Annotated in this window: 16 protein-coding genes and 1 tRNA gene; 7 read left to right on the top strand and 10 right to left on the bottom strand. The window is 65.5% G+C overall.

What is annotated here, in order from left to right; translation table 11 throughout:
- Positions 1 to 6 precede the first annotated feature (6 nt).
- From ACFQU0_RS05440 to ACFQU0_RS05455, 4 genes are all read right to left on the bottom strand, one after another.
- Positions 7 to 1,488 (bottom strand): malonyl-CoA decarboxylase, encoded by a 1,482-nt coding sequence (locus tag ACFQU0_RS05440; protein WP_382199113.1) that lies wholly within the window; start codon positions 1,486 to 1,488, stop codon positions 7 to 9.
- On the bottom strand, positions 1,485 to 2,168 hold the full coding sequence (locus ACFQU0_RS05445; RefSeq protein ID WP_382199114.1) for a GntR family transcriptional regulator: 684 nt from the start codon (positions 2,166 to 2,168) through the stop codon (positions 1,485 to 1,487). The genes ACFQU0_RS05440 and ACFQU0_RS05445 overlap by 4 nt, the downstream gene beginning before the upstream one ends.
- 163 nt (positions 2,169 to 2,331) lie before the next feature.
- A complete protein-coding gene (lgt, locus tag ACFQU0_RS05450) occupies positions 2,332 to 3,126 on the bottom strand; it encodes a prolipoprotein diacylglyceryl transferase (protein ID WP_382199115.1) in 795 nt (264 codons plus the stop codon).
- Positions 3,120 to 4,037: a LysR family transcriptional regulator gene (locus ACFQU0_RS05455; RefSeq protein WP_382199116.1), complete on the bottom strand. Its 918-nt coding sequence runs from the start codon at positions 4,035 to 4,037 to the stop codon at positions 3,120 to 3,122. The genes lgt and ACFQU0_RS05455 overlap by 7 nt, the downstream gene beginning before the upstream one ends.
- 106 nt (positions 4,038 to 4,143) lie before the next feature.
- Here ACFQU0_RS05455 and ilvD point away from each other — a divergent pair, with 106 nt between their 5' ends.
- Positions 4,144 to 5,838, top strand: a complete 1,695-nt coding sequence (ilvD, locus tag ACFQU0_RS05460) for a dihydroxy-acid dehydratase (protein ID WP_382199117.1) — start codon at positions 4,144 to 4,146, stop codon at positions 5,836 to 5,838.
- 72 nt (positions 5,839 to 5,910) lie between these two features.
- On the opposite strand, the gene ACFQU0_RS05465 is transcribed toward ilvD, so the two are convergent.
- Entirely contained in the window at positions 5,911 to 6,153 is a 243-nt protein-coding gene (locus ACFQU0_RS05465; protein ID WP_382199119.1) for a TIGR04438 family Trp-rich protein, read from the bottom strand.
- 118 nt (positions 6,154 to 6,271) lie between these two features.
- Here ACFQU0_RS05465 and ACFQU0_RS05470 point away from each other — a divergent pair, with 118 nt between their 5' ends.
- A complete protein-coding gene (locus tag ACFQU0_RS05470) occupies positions 6,272 to 6,577 on the top strand; it encodes a c-type cytochrome (protein WP_382199332.1) in 306 nt (101 codons plus the stop codon).
- A gap of 64 nt (positions 6,578 to 6,641) precedes the next feature.
- Here the strand turns inward: ACFQU0_RS05470 and acs are convergent, their stop codons facing one another.
- The gene (acs, locus tag ACFQU0_RS05475; RefSeq protein WP_382199120.1) at positions 6,642 to 8,636 is read right to left on the bottom strand and encodes an acetate--CoA ligase; all 1,995 of its coding nucleotides are present in this window, start codon (positions 8,634 to 8,636) and stop codon (positions 6,642 to 6,644) included.
- Positions 8,637 to 8,815: 179 nt separating this feature from the next.
- Between acs and ACFQU0_RS05480 the strand changes: the two genes are divergently transcribed.
- The 3 genes from ACFQU0_RS05480 (at position 8,816) to murI (ending at position 11,930) form a co-directional block, all read left to right on the top strand.
- A complete protein-coding gene (locus ACFQU0_RS05480) occupies positions 8,816 to 9,415 on the top strand; it encodes a TIGR00645 family protein (RefSeq protein ID WP_382199121.1) in 600 nt (199 codons plus the stop codon).
- A gap of 179 nt (positions 9,416 to 9,594) precedes the next feature.
- On the top strand, positions 9,595 to 11,142 hold the full coding sequence (locus tag ACFQU0_RS05485; protein WP_382199122.1) for a fumarate hydratase: 1,548 nt from the start codon (positions 9,595 to 9,597) through the stop codon (positions 11,140 to 11,142).
- A complete protein-coding gene (murI, locus tag ACFQU0_RS05490) occupies positions 11,142 to 11,930 on the top strand; it encodes a glutamate racemase (RefSeq protein ID WP_382199123.1) in 789 nt (262 codons plus the stop codon). Before ACFQU0_RS05485 ends, murI begins: the two co-directional genes overlap by 1 nt.
- Here the strand turns inward: murI and ACFQU0_RS05495 are convergent.
- The 4 genes from ACFQU0_RS05495 to ACFQU0_RS05510 all read right to left on the bottom strand — a co-directional run bounded on the left by ACFQU0_RS05495 (position 11,913) and on the right by ACFQU0_RS05510 (position 14,530).
- Positions 11,913 to 12,443, bottom strand: a complete 531-nt coding sequence (locus ACFQU0_RS05495) for a YgjP-like metallopeptidase domain-containing protein (protein ID WP_382199124.1) — start codon at positions 12,441 to 12,443, stop codon at positions 11,913 to 11,915. The genes murI and ACFQU0_RS05495 overlap by 18 nt on opposite strands.
- Positions 12,440 to 13,744, bottom strand: a complete 1,305-nt coding sequence (locus ACFQU0_RS05500) for an MFS transporter (RefSeq protein ID WP_382199125.1) — start codon at positions 13,742 to 13,744, stop codon at positions 12,440 to 12,442. Before ACFQU0_RS05500 ends, ACFQU0_RS05495 begins: the two co-directional genes overlap by 4 nt.
- 32 nt (positions 13,745 to 13,776) lie before the next feature.
- Entirely contained in the window at positions 13,777 to 14,403 is a 627-nt protein-coding gene (locus ACFQU0_RS05505) for a DUF6806 family protein (protein ID WP_382199126.1), read from the bottom strand.
- 38 nt (positions 14,404 to 14,441) lie between these two features.
- A tRNA-Leu gene (locus ACFQU0_RS05510) sits at positions 14,442 to 14,530 on the bottom strand.
- Between the two features lie 266 nt (positions 14,531 to 14,796).
- Here ACFQU0_RS05510 and ACFQU0_RS05515 point away from each other — a divergent pair.
- Together ACFQU0_RS05515 and ACFQU0_RS05520 are read left to right on the top strand one after the other, a co-directional pair.
- Entirely contained in the window at positions 14,797 to 15,318 is a 522-nt protein-coding gene (locus ACFQU0_RS05515; RefSeq protein WP_382199127.1) for a putative pterin-binding protein, read from the top strand.
- Positions 15,319 to 15,323: 5 nt separating this feature from the next.
- Positions 15,324 to 17,243: an ATP-binding protein gene (locus ACFQU0_RS05520; protein WP_382199128.1), complete on the top strand. Its 1,920-nt coding sequence runs from the start codon at positions 15,324 to 15,326 to the stop codon at positions 17,241 to 17,243.
- Positions 17,244 to 17,270 lie beyond the last annotated feature (27 nt).

A 17,270-nucleotide genomic window follows, 5' to 3' on the forward strand; every position in this document is an offset into this window, starting at 1 on the left:
AACGGTTCAGGCTTTCAACAAGTCCTCGACCTCGCTGGACATCGGGATGCGCCCTTGCGCCAGCTGGGCACGGTGGCGGTCCAGCCGCTTGAGATCGTAGAGGTAGTTCACCATCAGGCCGTAAGACTGCTTGAGGCCTTTGGCCGACGGGTCGCCGGCCCAGTTGAGCCGTTCCACGCGGGCGCCGTTGCCCAGGTGGAAACGCGCCACCGGGTCCAGCGGCTTGCCCTCTTGCCACTGCGTGCCCAGGTAGCGCGCGGCAGCCCCCATCAGAAAGCGGCGCAATGGCGACTTGGCGTCCAGCGCCAGCGGTTTGTCGAGTGCGCCCAACACGTGTTCGGCGGCGGGTGGCTCAAAGCCCACGGCGCGGCCCAGCTCGGCACGCGGCTTGTCGCCCAGCGCCGCCAGCTCGGCCCCGATCTGGCGGCCCAGCCAGGCACGGAAACCCGGGATGGGCGAGAGCGTGGCAAAGGTCTTGAGCTGGGGGAATTCCTGCTTGAGCGTGTCCACCACGTTTTTGATCAGCGAGTCACCAAAACTCACCCCACGCAAACCCACCTGGGTGTTGCTGATGGAGTAAAAAATGGCGGTGGTGGCTTTCTTCAGATCGGCCGCCGCCGCCGATTCGTCCAGCAAAGGCTCGATGTCGCTGGCAATGGCATCCACCAACGCCACCTCCACAAAAATCAGCGGGACGCCCGGCAAACGCGGGTGGAAAAAGCCGTAGCAGCGGCGGTCGCTGTCCAGGCGGTTCTTCACGTCGGCCCAGCTGCGGATGTCGTGCACCGCCTCGTACTGGATCAGCTTTTCAATCAGCGAAGCGGGCGATTCCCAGCTGATGCGCTTGAGTTCCAGAAAACCCACATCGAACCAGGTGGAGAACATGTACTCCATCTCCACGTCCAGCGCGAGCAGGCGTTTGTCGCCCTTGAGGTGGGGCTGCATCTCGGCCCGCATCTCCACCAGAAACACCACCCCCCCGGGGTAGACGCTGAAGCGCTGCAACAAGCGTCGGCGGGGCGACACCGTGGCACGGCGGTAGTGCACTTCGGCAGCGGCCTCGTCGGGTGTGCCCAGCGCCGCCGCGTAGCGGGACTGTGCGTCGGCCGTTTTTTTGGGGTCGGCCACGAACATCTCGCTCATCAGCAGCCACAGGTCGCGCCGGCGTTCGGGTGTGGCCCCCAGGTACAGCTGGGCCATGGCCTCGGCACGGCGCCCGCCTTCCACCTCGCTCACGCGCGGATCGATGATGGCGCGCAGCTCCTCCAGCGTGCGTCGCAGCATGCGCGGTGACATGGCCTCGTCGCCCTGGCGCAAGGTGGCGGCCAGGCGCTCACGGGTGGAACGCGCGGCGGGCTTGCCACGGCCCGGCGTGGGCGGTGGGCTGGCACCGGCGGGCGTGCTCGCGGCCGGCGCAGTGGCCGCTTTGCCCTTGCCGGGCAACAGGCTGGAGACCCGCCGGCCAATCCAGTCGGTGGTGGTGTTCATGGCATCAGGCTCCGGGGTTGTTGGCGCGAGAGTTCACGCAGCGCCTCGCGCTGGCGCAGCAAGTGGGTGCGCATGGCCGCCTCGGCACCGCTGTTGTCGCGCGCCTGCAGCGCGGCAAAAACCGCCATGTGCTCAGACAGGCTTTGCTCCAGCCGCCCCGGCACCTGCAGCGACTGCTGGCGCGACAGGCGCAATATCTTGCGCAGATCGGCGATCACCTGCGCCAGCCAGCGGTTGTCGGCGAGCTGGATGATGGCCTCGTGGATGACGTGGTTGGCCTCGTAGTAGGCGGCGATCTGGCCAGCGGCGGCGCAATCGCGCAGGCGTTGGTGCATCCCGTCCAGCACCCGGAGGTCGGCATCGTTCACGCGCGACGCGGCCTCAAACGCACACCGCCCTTCCAACAAGGCGATGACCGGAAAAATCTCGTCCAAGTCGCGTTCCGTCACCTGGTTGACGAAACAGCCCCGGCGCGGCTCGTGGCGCATCAGGCCTTCGGCGGTGAGCACCTTGAGTGCCTCGCGCAGCGGCGTGCGCGAAATGGCCAGACGCTCGCACAGCGCGGGCTCGTCCACAAACGCCCCCGGGGGCAGCTCACCGCTGTAGATCAGCTCGCGCAACCGCACTGCCACGTCTTCGTGCAGCGACAAAGGGGCAGTGGTGGGGCTTGAGATGGCCATAATTTTCTGTAATTACGCAAAATTACAAACGACCTGCTTTGCTTTGTCAAGCAAGCTGTTGGCGGCGTTGGGCCGCCCACTGAGGCGGCGCCCTGGTCAACGGCCCTGACGGGGTTCGGGAGAAAAGTGGGCGGCGATCAAGAGGCGCGGCGAGTTGTCAGATTCAGCCTCTGCGCGACGCCCACACGCCCATGACCAAGCCCGCCAGAACCATGGGCACACACAGCCATTGGCCCATGCTCAGACCCAGCCCGAGCAGGCCCAGGTGGGCATCGGGCTCGCGGAAGAATTCCGCAATGAAGCGGAAGCTGCCGTAGCCCACCAGAAAGGCCGCGCTGACCTGGCCGGTTTTGCGCGGGCCGCGCGCGTACAGCCACAGCAACACAAACAACAACACGCCTTCCAGCAGGAACTGGTAGACCTGCGAGGGGTGGCGCGGCAGATCACCCGCACCGCGGAACACCATGGCCCAGGGCAGCGACGGATCGGCCACACGGCCCCACAGTTCGCCGTTGATGAAGTTGCCCACCCGCCCGGCCGCCAGGCCGGTGGGCACACAGGGCGCCACGAAGTCCATCACCTGCAGCCAGGGCCGCTGGCGCGTGCGGGCAAACCACACCATGGCCAGCAACACACCCAGCAGCCCGCCGTGAAAGCTCATGCCGCCTTGCCACACGGCCAGGATTTCCAGCGGGTTGGCGAGGTAGTAGGCCGGCTTGTAGAACAGGCAATAACCGATGCGCCCGCCCAGCACCACGCCCAACACGCCCAGGAACAGGATGTCCTCCACGTCACGCCGCGCCCATTGCGGCAAGGACACAAACGGCGGGTGTTGCAGGCGGCGCGTGCCCAGCCACATGAACAGGCCGAACGCGGCCAGGTAGGTCAGGCCATACCAATGGATGGCCAGCGGGCCCAGTTGCAGGGCCACCGGATCGATCTGAGGGTGCATCAACATGGCGGCGATTGTGCCTGTTCACGCACAAAGCCCACGAAGCGCGCCAGCGCCGGGCGCGGCTGGCCCTGCGCCCACACCAGCCGGGTTTCGCAGCGGGGCACGCCGGCCTGCGCCCATTCGCGGTAGACCACACCGCTGCGCTCGAAGCGGGTGACGCTGCGCGGCACCCAGGCCACGCCGATGCCGGCCGCCACCAGGTTGACGATGGTCTGCATCTGGATCGCCTCCTGTGCCACCTGGGGCGACTGGCCATGCGCGTGGTAAAGCGCAAACAGCGCGTCGAAGATGGACGGCAGTATGCGGCGTGGGAACAGCACCAGCGGCTGCGCCAGCACCTGAGGTGCGCTCAGGCGGCGGGTACTGGCCAGCGGGTGCGCGGCAGGGATGGCCAGCACCAGGGGTTCTTCGGCCACCGGCAGCGAGGCCAGGCTGGCGGGCACAAAACCAGGCGAATGCAGCAGCACGCCGGCATCGATTTCGCCCCGCTCCAGGGCAGCCAACTGCACGTCGCCCGTGGCTTCGATGAGGTCCAGGGCCACGCCGGGCGAGTGGGCGCGAAAACCACGCACCCAATGCGGCAGCAACTCAAAGCCCACAGGCGACACAAAAGCCAGCCGCAGACGGCCGACCTCCCCGGCCGCTGCCGCCTGCGCCACCCCAGGCAAACGCTGCGCGCGGGCCAACAGCTCACGCGCCTCGGGCAGCAAGGCCTCGCCCGCCGGGCTCAGGGCCACGTGGCGGCGGCTGCGGTCGAACACGCGCACACCCAGCACGGCCTCCAGCTGCGCGATGGCCTGGGTCAGAGGCGGCTGGGTCATGTGCAGCCGCGCGGCCGCGCGGCCGAAGTGCAGCTCTTCGGCCAGCACCACAAATTGGCGCCACACGCGCAGGTCTATCGTCGCCTCACTCATACACCAAGCATATCAATAAGCCCTGCAAAATGGATTGGAATCAATCACAGGCAGAGCGCAAAATGTCGCCTTTCGTTACACCGTCCCCCACACTTCAGAGCCCGCCATGGAAACCAAACCCATCCAGATCAACCGCCGCAGCGCCAACATCACCGAAGGCAAGTCGCGCGCGCCCAACCGTTCCATGTACTACGCCATGGGCTACGAGGAAGGCGACTTCAAGAAACCCATGGTGGGTGTGGCCAACGGCCACAGCACCATCACGCCTTGCAACTCAGGCCTGCAGAAGCTGGCCGATGCGGCGATTGCCGGCATCGAGGAAGCCGGCGGCAACGCCCAGGTGTTTGGCACGCCCACCATTTCGGACGGCATGGCCATGGGCACCGAGGGCATGAAGTACTCGCTGGTCAGCCGCGAAGTCATCAGCGACTGCATTGAAACCTGCGTGGGCGGCCAGTGGATGGACGGCGTGCTGGTGGTGGGTGGCTGCGACAAGAACATGCCCGGCGGCCTGATGGGCATGCTGCGCGCCAACGTGCCCGCCATCTACGTGTACGGCGGCACCATCCTGCCCGGCTCGTACAAGGGCAAAGACCTGAACATCGTCAGCGTGTTCGAAGCCGTGGGTGAAAACGCGGCCGGCAAGCTCAGCGACTTTGACCTCCACGAGATCGAAAAACGCGCCATTCCCGGCACCGGCTCGTGCGGCGGCATGTACACCGCTAACACCATGTCTTCCGCCTTCGAGGCCCTGGGCATCTCCCTGCCTTACTCCTCCACCATGGCCAACCCGCACGACGAAAAGATGAACTCGGCCAAGGAGTCGGCCAAGGTGCTGATCGAGGCCATCAAGAAAGACATCAAGCCGCGCGACATCGTCACCAAAAAGGCCATCGAGAACGCGGTGGCCGTGATCATGGCCGCCGGCGGCTCCACCAACGCGGTGCTGCACTTCCTGGCCATCGCCCACGCCGCCGGTGTGGAATGGACCATCGACGACTTCGAGCGCATCCGCCAACGCACCCCCGTGTTGTGCGACCTCAAGCCCAGCGGCCAGTACCTGGCGGTGGACCTGCACCGCGCCGGCGGCATCCCGCAGGTCATGAAGCTGTTGCTCAACGCCGGCCTGCTGCACGGCGACTGCATCACCATCACCGGCCAGACCATCGCCGAAGTCCTCAAGGACGTGCCCGACCAGCCACGTGCCGACCAGGACGTGATCCGCCCCATCAGCAACCCCATGTACGCACAAGGCCACCTGGCCATCCTCAAGGGCAACCTCAGCCCCGAGGGCGCCGTGGCCAAGATCACCGGCCTGAAGAACCCGGTCATCACCGGCCCCGCTCGCGTGTTCGACGATGAACAATCGGCCCTGGCCGCCATCCTGGCCGGCAAAATCAAAGCCGGCGACGTGATGGTGCTGCGCTACCTGGGCCCCAAGGGTGGCCCCGGCATGCCCGAGATGCTGGCCCCCACCGGTGCGCTCATCGGTGCCGGCCTGGGTGAGAGTGTCGGCCTCATCACCGATGGCCGTTTCTCGGGCGGCACCTGGGGCATGGTGGTGGGCCACGTGGCACCCGAGGCGGCGGCCGGTGGCACCATCGCCTTCGTCAACGAAGGCGACAGCATCACCATCGACGCGCACAAGCTGGTGCTGGAACTCAACGTGAGCGAAGCCGAACTGGCCAAACGCCGCGAAGGCTGGACAGCCCCCGCACCGCGCTACACGCGTGGTGTGCAGGCCAAGTTCGCGTTCAACGCATCAAGCGCCAGCAAGGGCGCTGTGCTGGACGACTACTGATCTGCGGCACCGGTCCAGACACAGGCCGCCAGCCCCACGTGGGCTCGGCGGCCTTTTTTTGCCCAGCACGGCTCACTTGGGCCGCTGGATCTGCCCCAGGTTTTTCCGCAGCCGCTGGATGCGGTCATCGTGGCGCTTGGCGTCTTTTTCCATGCGTTTGCGTTTGGTGTAGCCCGAAAAGTCGGCCCATGTCCACCACACGATGGCCAAGCCCAGGGGAACCATGGTTTGCCACCAGGCCCACTCAGCCACAGGGCCAAATTCAAGCCATTTGAGCAGCATCAACAACAGACCCAACGCCAAAAACCACATCATGGACTCCATCGTCTCGGGCACCGCCCGCAGGAAATTTGAGTTGGCCCAGGAACCGCCGCGCAAGGGGCGACTCCTAGAATGGCGGCAAACACCGCACCATGACCTGAAGGATACCGCGATGAAACACATTTTGACGATAGCGTTGCTCGGCAGCCTGGCCGCAACGCCCGCCCTGGCCAACGAGGCGCTCGCCAAGAGCAAACAGTGTGTGGCCTGCCACGCTGTGGACAAGAAGTTGGTGGGACCGGCCTACAAGGACATCGCCAAAAGGTACGCCGGTCAAGGCGATGCGGCAGCCAAACTTGCCGCCAAGATCGTGACCGGTGGCGCCGGCACCTGGGGCGCGGTGCCCATGCCAGCCAACACCCAGGTCAACCAGGCCGAGGCGATTCAACTCGCAAACTGGGTCCTGGGCCTGAAATAAACAAGGTGCCACCCAACATACAAAACGCCCGCAGCTGCGGGCGTTTTGCTTGGGAGGTTGGCGATCAGTTGTTCTCGGACAGCTGATCCAGAATCGCTGGGTTCTCCAAGGTGGAGGTGTCTTGCGTGATGGCCTCGCCCTTGGCGATGCCACGCAGCAGGCGGCGCATGATCTTGCCGCTGCGGGTCTTGGGCAGGTTGTCACCGAAGCGGATGTCCTTGGGCTTGGCGATGGGGCCAATTTCTTTGCCCACCCAGTCGCGCAGGATCTTGGCGATGGCCTTGGCCTCTTCGCCCGTGGGGCGCGGGCGCTTGAGCACCACAAAAGCCACAATCGCCTCGCCGGTCAGGTCGTCGGGACGGCCCACCACAGCGGCTTCGGCCACCAGATCGGTTTTGGCCACCAGAGCCGATTCGATTTCCATCGTGCCCATGCGGTGGCCCGAAACGTTGAGCACGTCGTCGATGCGACCGGTGATCCGGAAGTAGCCCCGGTCGGCGCTGCGCACAGCACCGTCGCCGGCCAGGTAAAACCCTTTGAGCTCCTCAGGGAAGTAGCTCTTCTTGAAACGCTCCGGGTCACCCCAGATGGTGCGGATCATCGACGGCCAGGGGCGCTTGACGACCAGGATGCCACCCGAGCCGTTGGGCATGTCGTGGCCGGCTTCGTCGACGATCGCGGCGGCAATGCCCGGCAGCGGCAGCGTGCACGAACCCGGCACCAGCGGCGTGGCGCCCGGCAGCGGGGTGATCATGTGGCCACCGGTTTCGGTCTGCCAGAACGTGTCCACGATCGGGCAACGCTCGCCACCCACGTGTTTGTAGTACCACATCCAGGCTTCGGGGTTGATGGGTTCGCCCACCGAGCCCAACAGGCGCAGGCTGCTCAAGTCGGACCGCGCGGGGTGCACTTTTTCGTCGCCTTCAGCGGCCTTGATCAGCGAGCGGATGGCCGTGGGCGCGGTGTAGAAGATGGTGCACTTGTGGCGCTCGATCATCTGCCAGAAACGGCCTGCGTTCGGGAACGTGGGCACACCTTCGAACACGATCTGCGTGGCGCCAGCGGCCAGCGGGCCGTAGGCCACGTAGCTGTGGCCGGTGATCCAGCCGATGTCGGCGGTGCACCAGAAAATGTCGTTGGGCTTCAGATCGAAGGTCCAGTCCATGGTCAGCTTGGCCCACAACAGGTAGCCGCCGGTGCTGTGCTGCACGCCCTTGGGCTTGCCGGTGGAGCCCGAGGTGTAGAGCACAAACAGCGGGTGTTCGGCACCCACCATTTCGGCCGGGCAGTCGGTGGACTGGCCCGCCATCACCTCGTGCATCAGGCTGTCGCGGCCGGCCACCATGTTGCAAGCGGTGGGCGTGCGCTGGAACACGATCACGTCTTTCACACACTCGCAGCCACCCAGGGCGATGCCCTCGTCCACGATGGCCTTGAGCGGCAGTTCCTTGCCGCCGCGCAGCTGGTAGTTGGCGGTGATCACGGCCACGGCACCGGCGTCCTGGATACGTTCCTGCAAGGCCTTGGCCGAGAAGCCACCGAACACCACGCTGTGGGTGGCACCGATGCGGGCGCAGGCCTGCATGGCCACCACACCTTCGATGGTCATGGGCATGTAGATGACCACACGGTCACCCTTCTTCACGCCTTTGGCCTTGAGCGCATTGGCGAACTGCGAGACCTTGCCCAGCAGTTCCTTGTAGGTGACCTGGGTGACCTCACCGCCGTCGGCTTCGAAGATGATGGCGGTCTTGTTCTCGACCGGCGTGCCCATGTGGCGGTCGAGGCAGTTGTAAGAAGCGTTCAGTTCGCCGTCGTCAAACCACTTGTAGAAAGGCGCGTTGGACTCGTCCAGCGTCTTGGTGAATGGCTTGTGCCAGCTCAGGTTTTCGCGCGCCAGGCGCGACCAAAAACCTTCCGGGTCCTTGTCGGCCTCGGCGCACAGCGTTTCGTAGGCTGCCATGCCGCCCACACGGGCCGCCGCCACCGTGGCGGCGCTGGGTTCAAACACGCGGTTCTCGATCAGCGTGGACTGGATGGCAGACGATGGTGCGGACATGCTTCGGTCTCCTCGGATGTTGTCGGACAGGGTCGCATTTGCGGACCGGACGGACTGTGCGGCTGGGCTCTTACGAGCCACTTACACAAGCCCCCAGCCACCGCGCCGGCCGCCCCAGCCACAGGCTGGTGGCGGTCTGCCCACCTACAATAACAGGGCTCTCCCCTACCTTCCAACCCATGTCCAAAGTCCCCCAAAACAAGCCCGCGCCCAGCATGCGCAGCCTGCCCAACCTCATCTTCGCCAGCCGCTGGTTGCAGCTCCCGCTCTACATCGGTCTGATCGCCGCACAAGCCATCTACGTGTTCCATTTCTGGGTCGAACTGGTGCACCTCGTGGAAGCCGCTTTTGGCAACCAGGGCGCACTGGACAAGCTGGTGGCCAGCATTGGCTACAAGAGCGACGTGCAACTGACCGGCCTGAACGAAACCATCATCATGCTGGTGGTGCTGGCCCTGATCGACGTGGTGATGATCAGCAACCTGTTGATCATGGTCATCGTGGGCGGCTACGAAACCTTTGTGAGCCGCATGAACCTGGAAAGCCACCCCGACCAGCCTGAGTGGCTCAGCCACGTCAATGCCTCGGTGCTCAAGGTCAAGCTGGCCATGTCCATCATCGGCATCAGCTCCATCCACCTGCTCAAGACCTTCATCAACGCCGCCAACTACGACGAGAAGGTGCTGATGTGGCAGACGCTGATCCACGTTGCCTTCCTGTTCAGCGCCATGGCCATCGCCTACACCGACCGCCTGATGTCGCATTCGGACAAGCACTGAAGTGACACAGACCACCCCGTCGCTTGCCCGCTTCGCGTGGCCGCATCCCCCTCAAGGGGCGACACCAGCCGTCCGGCAGAGCCGGCCCGGCGGTGTCCCCCGGTTCGATCATTTCGCACGTCGCAGCTCCCGTGAATACGGAGCAGACGCCTGACATATCCACCGCACGGAGCACTTCCATGAGCACCATCCGCCAAGCCGACCTGATCGAATCGATCGCCGGCGCCCTGCAGTACATCAGCTACTACCACCCGGCCGACTACATCGCCCACCTGGCCCGCGCCTACGAACGCGAGCAGAGCGCGGCCGCCAAGGATGCGATCGCGCAGATCCTGACCAACAGCAAGATGAGCGCGACCGGCCACCGCCCCATCTGCCAGGACACCGGCATCGTCAACGTGTTCCTGAAAGTGGGCATGGACGTGCGCTGGGAAGGCTTCACCGGTAGCCTGGACGACGCCATCAACGAAGGCGTGCGCCGCGGCTACAACCACCCGGACAACACCCTGCGCGCCAGCGTGGTGGCTGACCCGCAGTTCCTGCGCAAGAACACCAAGGACAACACGCCAGCGGTGATCTTCACCGAGCTGGTGCCCGGCAACACGGTGGAGGTGACCGTGGCCGCCAAAGGCGGCGGCTCGGAAAACAAGAGCAAGATGGTCATGCTCAACCCCGGTGACAACGTGGTGGACTGGGTGCTGAAAACCGTGCCCACCATGGGCGCCGGCTGGTGCCCGCCCGGCATGCTGGGCATCGGCATTGGTGGCACGGCAGAGAAAGCCGTGCTGATGGCCAAGGAAAGCCTGATGGACGACATCGACATGTACGAGCTGCAGGCCAAGGCGTCCAAAGGCGAAAAGCTCGACCGCGTGGAAGAGATGCGCCTGGAGCTGTTTGACAAGGTCAACGCCCTGGGCATCGGCGCGCAGGGCCTGGGTGGCCTGACCACGGTGCTGGACGTGAAGATCAAGATGTACCCCACCCACGCGGCCAGCAAGCCGGTGGCCATGATCCCCAACTGCGCGGCCACCCGCCACGCGCACTTCGTGCTGGACGGCAGCGGCGCGGTCTACCTCGACCCGCCCAGCCTGGACCTGTGGCCCAAGGTCGAGTGGGCACCCGACACCGACAAGAGCGTGCGCGTCAACCTGGACACCCTCACGCCCGCCGAAGTGGCGAGCTGGAAGCCCGGCCAGACCCTGCTGCTCAACGGCAAGATGTTGACCGGCCGCGACGCCGCACACAAGCGCATCCAGGACATGCTGGCCAAGGGCGAGAAGCTGCCGGTGGACTTCACCAACCGCGTCATCTACTACGTGGGTCCGGTCGATCCGGTCAAGGGCGAGGCCGTGGGCCCCGCCGGCCCCACCACCGCCACCCGCATGGACGGCTTCACCGAGATGATGCTGGCCAAAACCGGCCTGATCGCCATGATCGGCAAGGCCGAACGCGGCCCGGTCGCCATCGAGGCCATCAAGCAGCACAAGAGCGCCTACCTGATGGCCGTGGGCGGCGCCGCCTACCTCGTGTCCAAAGCCATCAAGACCGCCAAGGTGGTGGGCTTCGAGGACCTGGGCATGGAAGCCATCTACGAGTTCGATGTGGTGGACATGCCGGTCACGGTGGCCGTGGATTCGGGCGGCACCAGCGCCCACATCACCGGCCCGGCCGAATGGAGCAAGCGCATCGCCTCGGGCGAGTTCAAAGGCATCGCCATCGCGGGTTGATGGCGCACGCGCCCATCGGCGTCTTTGACAGCGGCGTCGGTGGCCTGAGCGTGTTGCGCGCGCTGCGCGCCGAGTTGCCCCACGAACGCTATGTCTACTTCGCCGACAGCGGCCACGCGCCCTACGGCGAACGCGGCGACGCGTTCGTGATCGCGCGGTCGCTGGCCATCGCCGAGGGGCTGGTCCGGGACCACCACATCAAGGCCCTCGTGGTGGCCTGCAACACCGCCACGGCGGCGGCCATCCACGCGTTGCGACAGCAGCATCCCTTGCTGCCCATCGTGGGCGTGGAGCCTGCGCTCAAGCCCGCCCTCGCGGTGACACGCACAAGGCGGGTGGGCGTCTGGGCCACCCGGGGCACCCTGGGCAGCCCCAAGTTCGCCGCACTGCGCACTTCTTTGGACGGCCAGGCCACATTCGTCACCCAAGCCTGCGATGGCTTGGCCCTGGCCATCGAACAGCAGGCCACCGACCCGGGGCCGGTTCAGGGTTTGTGCGAGCGCTACCTGAGCGCGCTTGGCCACTTCGGCACCAGCGCCGGCGAGATCGACACCCTCGTGCTGGGCTGCACCCACTACGTGTTTGTGCGCGAACAACTGGCAAAACGGCTGGGGCCTGGCGTGACCCTGGTGGACACCGGCGAACCCGTGGCCCGCCAAACCCGCCGCCTGTTGACCAACGCGGGCCGGCTGGCCGACCCGACCGGCCCGGTGCTGCCAGCCGTTGCGTGGCTGGGCACCGGCTCGGTCACGCAACTCGCCGCAGCGGCCTCACGCTGGCAGATCTGACACGGCCCACAACCGCTCACCTCCCGCCTCCAGGTGGGTGAGGTACAGGCGCAACTCCAGCTCCAGCTGGTGGTAGTCGGGCAGCATGTGCTGGCACAGCCGGTAGAAAGCTTTGTCGTGCTCACGCTCGCGCAGGTGGGCCAACTCGTGCACCGCGATCATGTCGAGAAAGGCCAGCGGCGCGTCGCGGAACACGGAGCCGATGCGGATCTCGCGCGCCGACTTGAGCTTGTTGCCCTGCACACGCGACACGCGGGTGTGCAAGCCCAGGGCGTGCTGCACGACGTGCAGCTTGCTGTCGAAACAGACGCGGTCCAGGCGCGGCGTCTGGCGCATGTGGGTTTGTCGCAGGCCCTCCACATGGGTGTACAGCGCGCTGTCGTTGCGTTTGCCGTGGGGTTGCGGGTGGCGCGCCAGCAGCCAGGGCGCCAGGCGCCCGCCGTCCAGCAGCCCACGCGCCTGCTGTTGCAACTCGGGCGAATAGGCCGAGAGGTATTTGAGCGGCGCGCTCACTGGGGGGCCTGGGCCGCAGCACGCTCACCGCGCGCCATGTTCACCGGCCACAGCAGCAGCAGGCCCACCACAAACAGCGCGGCCGTGGACAGGATGGCCAAGCGGTGGTTGCCCCCCGTGGCCCAAGTGATGGCCCCGTAGGTCATCGGACCGATGATGCTGGCCAGGCGGGTGGCCAGGCTCCACAAACCGTAAAACTCGGCGCGCTGCGCGGGCGGCGCGAGCAGGCCGGCCATGGCCCGCCCCGCTGATTGGCTGGACCCCATGCACAGACCGGCGATGACCGCCGCATACCAGAACATGCCTTTGGTGGTCGACAGCGCTGCGACCACGCAGGTCACGATCCAGCCCACCAGCGTGATGGCCAGGGCCCGCTTGTGGCCGACGCGGTCCTGACCGTAGCCAAAAGCGAATGCCCCCAACGCGGCGGCGATGTTGAGGGCGAAGATCAGCACCATGGTTTCCTGGGGCGCAAAACCCACCACCTGCTCAGCGTAGATGGCGGCCAGGGTGATGGCCACCGCCACGCCACCCTGGTAGGCCACCGCGCAGCCCATGAGCCACATGAAATCGCGGTAGTGGCGCGCCTGGCGCCAGGTGGCCCGCAGACGTGCGAGCGATGCACGCAGGCCGCTCTGGGCCAAGGCCTGGGGGTTAGCTTGCGCGCGCTCACGCAGCAACGTGAAGGTGAACACCGCGGCCACCGCAAACACCACCGCCGTGATGAGCATGGTGACCGGCACAAAATGGGCGGCCGGCAAGCCGCGCGCTTGCGCCCACAACACGTAACCCAGGCTCAGGCCCAGCGCCAGCATGCCACCCACATAGCCCAGGCTCCAGCCCCAGCCACTGACCCGCCCCATGGACTGCGGACGCGCCAGTTCGGGCAAAAAGGCCGCGATCAGCGAATCGCCCCACGAATAAAAGAGGTTGGACAGGATGAGCAGTGCCACAGCCAACGCCACCTCGCCCGGCCCCACCAGCGCAAGTGCGGCGGTGCTCATCACACACCCCACGGTGCTGAGCAGCAGCAACTGCTTCTTGTTGGCCCGCAAATCGGCCAAGGCACCCAAGGTGGGCATGGTCAACATCACGATGGCGTAAGACACGCTCAGGGTGGCTGTCCAAGCGAAGGTGGCCCAGTTCGCACCGCCGGCCACGCCGCCCACGAAGTAGGCGGCAAACACGGCCGTGAGCACAACCGTGGTGTAGCCAGAGTTGGCAAAGTCGTACATGGCCCAACCCAGCACCTCGCGGCGGCGCACACCGGGGTTGAGCGCGCCGGTCAGGCTGTTGGCCATTTGTCGATGTGTCGGGTCGGTGGATCAGGTCGTCAGTGCAGGTGGCGCGGCTTGCGTGAGCCACCATGCCCACCCGCCGACCCACCGGGGCCACGCGGCGGGCGGCCCAACTGCATCGAATTGATCAGCGCATCAAATCGGTTGGAGAACAGCTTGTCGATGGCCACGACCACATCGCCCAATTCGGACGCGTCGAAGTGGCGCTCCATGATGTGCACCACGTCCTGCACCAGCAGGTCGCGCTGCACCTGCATGATGGCCGCCGGCGTGGGGCCCACAAAACACATCATGAAATCGTCGCGCGACTCGGCCTCTTCGTCCTCGTTCTCTTCGTCGAACTCGGTGTCGTAGAAGGACACCTCCAGCGCGGCACCGGCGGCGGCGATGTCGTTCAGCGCCATGCAGGTTTCCTCGATCACCTGGCGGAAGTCCTCGTCGCCACTGACCGTCCAGCAGATTTGCAGCAGGTGCTGAGGGGCGTCAAAGCGGATGCCGGGTTCGTCTTCGTAGGCGCTGGCCGCGCCGTCGGCCAACGACTTGGCGCCGGCGTACGCCCACAGCGGCTTGAGGGCTTCCTGAATCTGCGCAAAGGCCACGTCGTCGCGCAGCGGCACGTCGCCGTGGACATGGATCTCGAAGGGGGCGTCGTAAGGGGTCATGGTCTGTACTCTCAAAAATGGCTGGCCGTCACGTCGCCTGGTGCCCCGAACCGGACTTGAACCGGTACGCCCGATGAAGGGCGGCAGATTTTAAGTCTGCTGTGTCTACCGATTTCACCATCGGGGCCAGGCCCGTATTTTCGCCGCAATTCGTTCAGTCACCCCTTGGCCCGACCACGCCAGGCCCCGACCCCGAGCCGGGCAGCAAGGCTCAATAAAAAAAGTGCGATTTACAAATATTAAAATCAATGCATTTATAATCAATAAAATCATTTAAAAGTGAAAACGCCTGGAAATCGCGGTGGAAAGAAGCTATAGTTCCGCGCATTGTCAAATTTTTTGCTATTGATAACCACGAGTTGTCATTTTGCAGAACCTGCCAAGGAAACCCACATGCCCACCCGCCGCCCCGTTTTGCACGCCCTTTGGAGCACCCTGGCACTCGCTTGGGCGGGCCTGCTGCCGTCGGCCGCGTGGGCCCTGGACGCGCCCAAAGGCAAGGTGGTGCTGACCGTCAGTGGCAAATTGGGCGCCAGCAATCGGGCGGGCAAGGCGGTGTTCGACATGGCCATGCTCGAAGCCTTGCCCCAAAAGACCTTCACCACCATGACACCGTGGGAGAAAACGCCGGTGAAGTTCTCCGGCCCGCTGCTGCGCGATGTGCTGGCCGCCGTCAAGGCCCAAGGCAGCACGCTCAAAGCGGTGGCACTGAACGACTACAAGATCACCATTCCCCTGGAAGACACGACCAAGTTCGACCTGATGCTGGCCCACCGCATGAACGACAAGCCGATCCCCGTGCGCACCAAAGGGCCGCTGTTTGTTGTCTACCCGTTTGACAGCAACCCGACGCTGCAGAACACCGTCTACTACGAGCGTTCCATCTGGCAATTGGGCGGACTGGAAATCGACTGAGGCCCATGCAGCGGCGCAAAGCCACGCAACGCTTCTGGGCGTGGCTCGGTCTGGCCACCGCCCTGATGCTGGCCGGGCTGCTGGTGCTGATGGGCATCTTTTTGCGCCAGGCCCGACTCGCGGAGGAGGCCGCACAGTTGCAAGCCGACTCGGTCACCGCGCTGGTGTTTCAGCTGGAGCGTGAATTCCTGCGCATGCGCGGCGGCGTGGCATTGGCTGGCGAAGCAGACGAAGCCAGCACCGACTGGGACGCCCTGACGCTGCGCCTCGACATCTTTTTAAGCCGCCTGGACCTGCTGCTGACCAGCCCCAGCGTGGACCGCCTGCGTGAAACGCCTGAATACCAGGCGGCCCTGCCACATCTGCAGGTGCTGGCCGAGCGCATTCAACCCTGGCTGGACAACCCGGCAGCGCACCGCAGCAACTGGGCCACCCTCGCCCAGGACATGGATGCGATCGGCCCCGAAGTGCAGGCCTTGTCTTTCGCGTCCAACGCCATGATCTCGCGCCAGATGCAGCACCAGATCAGCACCCTGCGCGGCCAGAGCCGGATGATCGTGGGCCTGTTTGCCGCCCAAGCCCTGCTGCTGCTGAGTGTGGCCGCGACCATCGTGGTGCGCCAGCGGCGCCAGGAGCGCGAGCGGCTGGCACTGGAGCAGCTCAACCGCGAACTGGACATCGCGCGCCATCTGGCGGAGCAGGCCAACGTGACCAAGGGCCACTTCCTGGCGAACATGAGCCACGAACTGCGCACGCCCTTCAACGGCATGCTGGGCATGCTGCAATTGCTGCACGAAACCCCACTGGATGCGCGCCAGCGCGACTACCTGCACACCGCCGCCGATTCCGCACAACACCTGCTGACGCTGCTCAACGACATCCTGGACATGGCGGCCATTGAGGAGGGCAAGCTCAAGGTGACGCCCGAAGCCATCGAACTGCCACGCGTGTTGCGCGACGTGGTCACCCCCATGGCCGCACAGGCGCGTGACAAGGGTCTGCAGTTTGATGTCCAGATGCCTCCCTCGTTGCCGCTTGCCGTGCGACTGGACCCCACCCGCACCCGGCAGGTGCTGTTCAACCTGCTGAGCAACGCCGTCAAGTTCACCGAACACGGCAGCGTGGGCTTCGAAGTGGCCGTTCAACCGGGGCTGTCGGCCGACACCATCGAACTGGTGTTCACCGTGCGCGACACCGGCATCGGCATGTCGGCCGAGTCGGTGGCACGCCTGTTCGAGCGTTTTTTCCAGGTCGAGTCGCGCCTCAACCGGCGCCGTGGCGGCTCGGGCCTGGGCCTGAACATCTCGCGTGCCCTGGCAGAACTCATGGGTGGCAGCCTGCAGGTGGAGAGCCGCGAAGGACAAGGCAGCACCTTCACCCTGCGCCTGCCCACCACGGTGGAGGCCAGCGTGGCGCCCTGCTTTGCCAACACCTTGCCACCGCCGGCGCCCGTGCTGGCAACCGCCGAGGGGGGCGACATGGCCACCGCCACCGCCGGCTCACCGGCGGCCCAGGTGCTGAAGGTGTTGGTGGTGGACGACCACCCCATCAACCTCAAATTGGCCACCGCCCTGTTGCAGAAAATGGGGCATGAGGTGGTTCAGGCGGTCAACGGGCGGCTGGCGCTGGAGGCGGTGCAGGCACAGGCCTTCGATCTCGTGCTGATGGACCTCCACATGCCCGAAATGGACGGGCTGGAGAGCACACGGCACATCCGCGCCCTGCCCGCACCGCGCGGACAGGTGCCGGTGGTGGCACTCACGGCGAACGCGCTGGAAGAGGCCCGGCGCGAGGCCGAACAGGCCGGTGTCAACGGTTTTCTCACCAAGCCGCTGAAGGTGCATGAGCTGCAATCCGTGGTGCGCAACTGCCAAGCTGCCCCGCACCGCGCGCTGGAACAGGCCGCTGCCATGCAGGCGGCCTGAGCCCAGGCCCCCGCCCACCCGGTTCAG

The organism is Hydrogenophaga defluvii (genome assembly GCF_042665235.1).
GTDB classification, from domain to species: Bacteria; Pseudomonadota; Gammaproteobacteria; order Burkholderiales; family Burkholderiaceae_C; genus Hydrogenophaga; species Hydrogenophaga defluvii_A.